The organism is Streptomyces sp. NPDC058964, assembly GCF_042741275.1.
Taxonomy (GTDB): Bacteria; Actinomycetota; Actinomycetes; order Streptomycetales; family Streptomycetaceae; genus Streptomyces.
On record NZ_JBHYKH010000173.1, the window covers coordinates 1 to 4,530 of the forward strand.

General features: G+C 75.3%; 2 protein-coding genes and 1 pseudogene. All 3 read left to right on the forward strand.

Going from position 1 to position 4,530, the window contains the following annotated elements:
- The first annotated feature begins 430 nt into the window (after window positions 1-430).
- Window positions 431-1,174, forward strand: coding sequence for a hypothetical protein (locus ACFW2E_RS21795; protein ID WP_384468726.1), 744 nt, complete (start codon window positions 431-433; stop codon window positions 1,172-1,174).
- Window positions 1,175-1,339: 165 nt separating this feature from the next.
- Entirely contained in the window at window positions 1,340-4,108 is a 2,769-nt protein-coding gene (locus ACFW2E_RS21800) for a protein kinase (protein WP_384468727.1), read from the forward strand.
- 143 nt (window positions 4,109-4,251) lie between these two features.
- A pseudogene (locus ACFW2E_RS21805) lies at window positions 4,252-4,455 on the forward strand (serine/threonine protein kinase); the annotation flags it as partial.
- Window positions 4,456-4,530 lie beyond the last annotated feature (75 nt).

The window sequence follows — 4,530 nt, forward strand, 5'->3', positions numbered from 1 at the left end:
GGGGGGGGGGGGGGCGGGAGTGGGGGGGGCGTGGGTGTGTGGGGGCGGGGGGGGGGGGGCGCACAGGGGGGGGCGGGGGGCCCGGGCTTGGCGGGGGGGGGGGGGGGCCCCCGCGCCGGGAGCCGTCGGTGCCTCGGCGTCCGGCGGTACCGGTTCCGGCGCTGTCGGTTCCGGCGGCGTGGGCACCAAGAGCCCGGCCACCGGCGGTACGCCGGCCGGCGGCGCGGGAGCCGCGGGGACCGCTTCCCCGGCGGGGCCGTCTTCGGCGCCGACCGCCCGGACCGCCCCGGTGCCTGGACCCGGAGCTGCCCGGGACCAGGGTGCGCAGGGCGCGAACGCCTCCGGCGGGCGCGCGAGTTCGGGCTGGCCCGTGGTACCGCCGCCGGACCTGCCGCCGCGGCCGGCGCCCAGGGCCCCCCTCACCGATGTGGTGCCCAGGCGCACACTGCTGATCATCGTGGTGGTTGTCCTGGCCGTGGTGATCGGCACCGTGCTGGCCCTCACGCTCGGCGGGGGCGACGACAACGACTCCAAGGGAGCGAAGAGCGGCGGCGGTGCCAAGCCCGTGGCAAGCGCCAGCGCCTCCACCAAGGAGGACAAGGACACCGGCACCGGCACGGACGGCGACAGCTCCACCTCCGGCACGACCGGCTCGTCGACCGCCTCCGCGGCGGCGTCGAGCGCGAGCGCGAACACCGGCGGCCACAAGGGGTCCTCGGACTCCGGCGGCAGCGGGAGCGCCCCGGTGGTGTCCACCCACAAGGGGGGCCAGGGGTACTCCATCGGGCTGCCCAAGGGGTGGAAGTTCCAGGCCGGCAGCGCGGCGGGCGACCGGTTCACCGGGCCCGACGGCCAGAGGCTCCTCGTCGCCTGGACCAGCACGCCCAAGGACAACCCGGTGGCGGACTGGAAGAACCAGGAGCGCTACATGGTCCGCGCGCAGTACCAGAAGATCCGCATAGCGGCGGTGGACTACCGCGGCTGGAACACGGCCGACTGGGAGTTCACGTATGTCGAGGGCGGCACGAAGTACCGCACCATCGACCGCGGGTTCGTCGTCAACGACCACACCGGCTACGCGCTGATGTACACGGCGAAGGCCTCGAAGTGGAGCGGTGAGCTGCGCAAGGACACCTGGAAGACACTGACGGAGTCCTTCGAGCCCGCGTCGTGAGCCGAGCGGCCGCGGGGCACGGGACGTGAGAATCTCCCATCCCTCATTGCGAATTGCCTCCGGCACGTATCGTGAGTGGTTGCGGACCGTACGCATTTGGCTATCTGTGCGGAACGCGCCGTAAGGCGAACGGATTTGACCAACCGGGCGGCCGGGGGAGGCAAAGTGGACGACTACGCGGGTCGAGTGCTCGCCGACCGCTACCGCCTGCCGCTGCCACCCTCCGACGAGTACGAACTCACCGAGACCCGGGCCTTCGACACCTACAGCGGGCAGGAAGTCCTGGTGCGGCAGGTGCCGTTGCCGGAGGTCGTCGAGGCCGAGGTGCTCGACTCGGACGGGCTGCCCGAGGGATTCACGGCGCGTGACCGCGGCTCGCGGCGCCCGCCCACGGCACGGACGGCCACCCGGAGCCCCACCGACCCGGCGGTGCGCAGGGCCGTGGAGGCCGCGCAGGCGGCGGCCCGCGTCCCCGACCACCCCCGGCTCGACCAGGTCTTCGACGTGTTCGCCGAGGGTGGTTCGCTGTGGATAGTCAGCGAGCTGGTGTCCGCGCGCCCGCTGGCCGCGCTGCTGACCGAGAAGCCGCTGACGCCCTACCGGGCGGCCGAGGTCGCCTCCGACGTCCTGATGGCGCTGCGGGTGCTGCACGCCCACGGCTGGGTGCACCGCAACGTCACCGCCCGCACGGTCCTCGTCTGCGACGACGGCCGGGTGATGCTCACCGGGCTCGCGGTCGGCGCGGCGGAGGAGGCGCTGTGCGGGTACGACCCGGTGCCGGACCAGGAGGGGCCGGCGGCCGGTACCGGCGCCGAGGGCGGTGGCGGGCCGGACGGGCCCGGTGAGCCGGGAGGCTCCGGCGGCATCGGGGGCGCGGGCGGCCGGGTCGGCCCCGGCGGCACGGCCCACGGTGAGGTGGATCCTGAGGCCGCTCGGCGTGCCGCGATCCAGGCGCGGGCGGCCGGGGGACTGCCCGCTGCCGGGACGGACGGTTCCGGCGGGGCCGGGACTTCCTCCGGGACGCCCGCCCGCTGGACGCTGGACGGCGGCGGGGACATCAGGGCCGCGCGGGCCGGGGCGATCGCCGCGTACCGCGCGGGCGCGCGGGCCGCCGCCCGGGTGCAGGAGGCCCAGCAGAACGGGCGGGCCGCGCTGCCCGGTGCCCGTCCGTCCGCCGATGGAGACACGGGCACCGGCGACGCCGCCCGGGCCAACGGCTCGGCCCAGCCGCCGTACGGCACCGAACAGGGCACGGACCAGGGCCGCCGGGTCGGCAGCACTCCTCCCGGGCAGATCGCCGACCCCTACGGCGTGCACGCCGCCCCCTGGCACGGAGCCTCCCCCCGCACCACCCCCGAGGACCCGCTCCCGGCAGTGGACAGCGGCCCGCAGCGCTCGGCGCTGCCTCCGGCCGGGGCAGACCCGGGTACCACCACCGACGGCCCGGGCCCCGCCCCCGTCCTGGACGCGGACGGGCTGCTTCCCGCGCCCGCGCTCCCTCCCCGGCCCGGCCGTCCCTCCGTGTCCCGCACGGCCGGGGACGGCGTCCCGTCCGCGGCGCTTCCCTCGCAGCCCGGCCGCGCCCCCGCCCTCCCCCCGCACGCCGCCGACGGCACCGGCGCCCCTCGCCCGCCTGCCCGCTGGGACGATCTGGTCGCCGGGACACCCGCGCGGCGCGGACCGGCCACCGCGCTCGCCGCCGAGCGCGCCCGGCAGGTGCGGATGACCGTGGTGGGTCCGGTGACCGAGCGCTGGGCGCCGGAGCAGGCCGGGCCGGTGCACGAGAACTGGCAGTTGGCGGCGCCGATCGGACCGGCGACCGACCTGTGGGCGCTCGGGGCGCTGCTCTTCAGGGCCGTACAGGGACACGCTCCGTATCCGGAGGAGTCGACGGCCGAGCTGGTGCAGCTCGTGTGCGCGGAGCCGCCGGCCTTCGCGGAGGAGTGCGGCCCGCTCAGGCCGGTCGTCGAGTCGCTGTTGCGGCAGGACCCCACCGAGCGGCCCGAGTTCGAGGAACTGCGCGGCTGGCTGCGGTCCCTGGTGCGCTCGGCGCCCGAGCCGGAGGCCGGTGCGCACGTCGTCGCCGTGCCGCCCGCCGACCCGAGCCGGCTGCCGATCGTGCGGCGCCGCGGCGAACTGGTGCGCAGGCGGCGCGCCGGGCTGCCCGCGGCCGGCCCGCACGGCCGGCACAAGCGGGCCAAGCAGGAGACCGTGTCCCCGCGCCGGCTCGGCCGCACCCTGCTCCTGCTGATCCTGCTCCTGCTGGCCGGCGCGGTCGCCTACGCCATGCTCTTCATGCCCAAGTCGGACCGCAGCGGCGCGGCGAGCAGTGACCGGACGGGAGCCGCCGGGCAGGTCGGCCAGGCGCCCGGGCACAGCGCCAAGCCCTCCTCCGGGCACGGCTCGAAGGCGCCGAACAGCCCTTCCTCATCCGCGTCGGCCCCGTCCACCGAGACGCAGACCACCACCGACCCCTCCGTCGCCGATGGCTTCACCCTGCGCAAGGACTCCGAGGGCTTCCAACTCGCCGTGGCCAAGGGCTGGAACCGCACGCCCAAGAACGGGCTCGGACAGGTGGTCTACTCGCACGGGGACTTCGAGCTCATCGTCGTACCGGGCCGGGACAGGGCCTCCAGGTACGGCACCGACCCGATGGCCTATCAGCGGGACAAGGAGAGCGAGCTCCAGCCCTACCGCGACTCCAGCTGGGCCACGGCCACCGGGCTGAGGACCATCGAGGTGGGCGACCGGACCATGGCCGAGGGGCAGTTCACCTGGACCGACGACCAGGGGCGCGACCTGTTCGTCCGCAACATCGCGATTCTCATCGGAGGCCGGTACCACATCGTGCAGGTGCGCGGCCCCGAAGCCCAGCGGGACGAGGTGACGCGGCTGTACGAGCAGGCTTCGGCGACGTACAAGTACACCGGCTGAGCCACCTCGTCGTTCGGTTCCCGTCCGGCACGAGAAGCGAAAACCGTCACAGTGGGGTCTCCTTGGGACCCCGCTTGTTCCATGGAGGCAGGCCGGTCCTTAGTCTGACCCTGTCAAGAGCATTGCGGGGCAACGTGAATCAGATGCAGGGCCTGCTCATCGCGGGCCGCTACCGGCTGGCCGAATCCATCGGCAGCGGGGGCATGGGCCGGGTGTGGCGCGCCCACGACGAGGTGCTGCACCGGGCGGTCGCCATCAAGGAGTTGACCGCTGCGCTCTACGTCTCGGAGAGCGACCGGCCCGTTCTCCTCGCCCGCACCCGGGCCGAGGCCCGCGCGGCCGCGCGCGGGACCCTCTCGGGCGGCGTCCGGGGGCACGACGTGCTCGGTCACGGCGGCCGCCCGTGGTGGGTGATGTAGCGA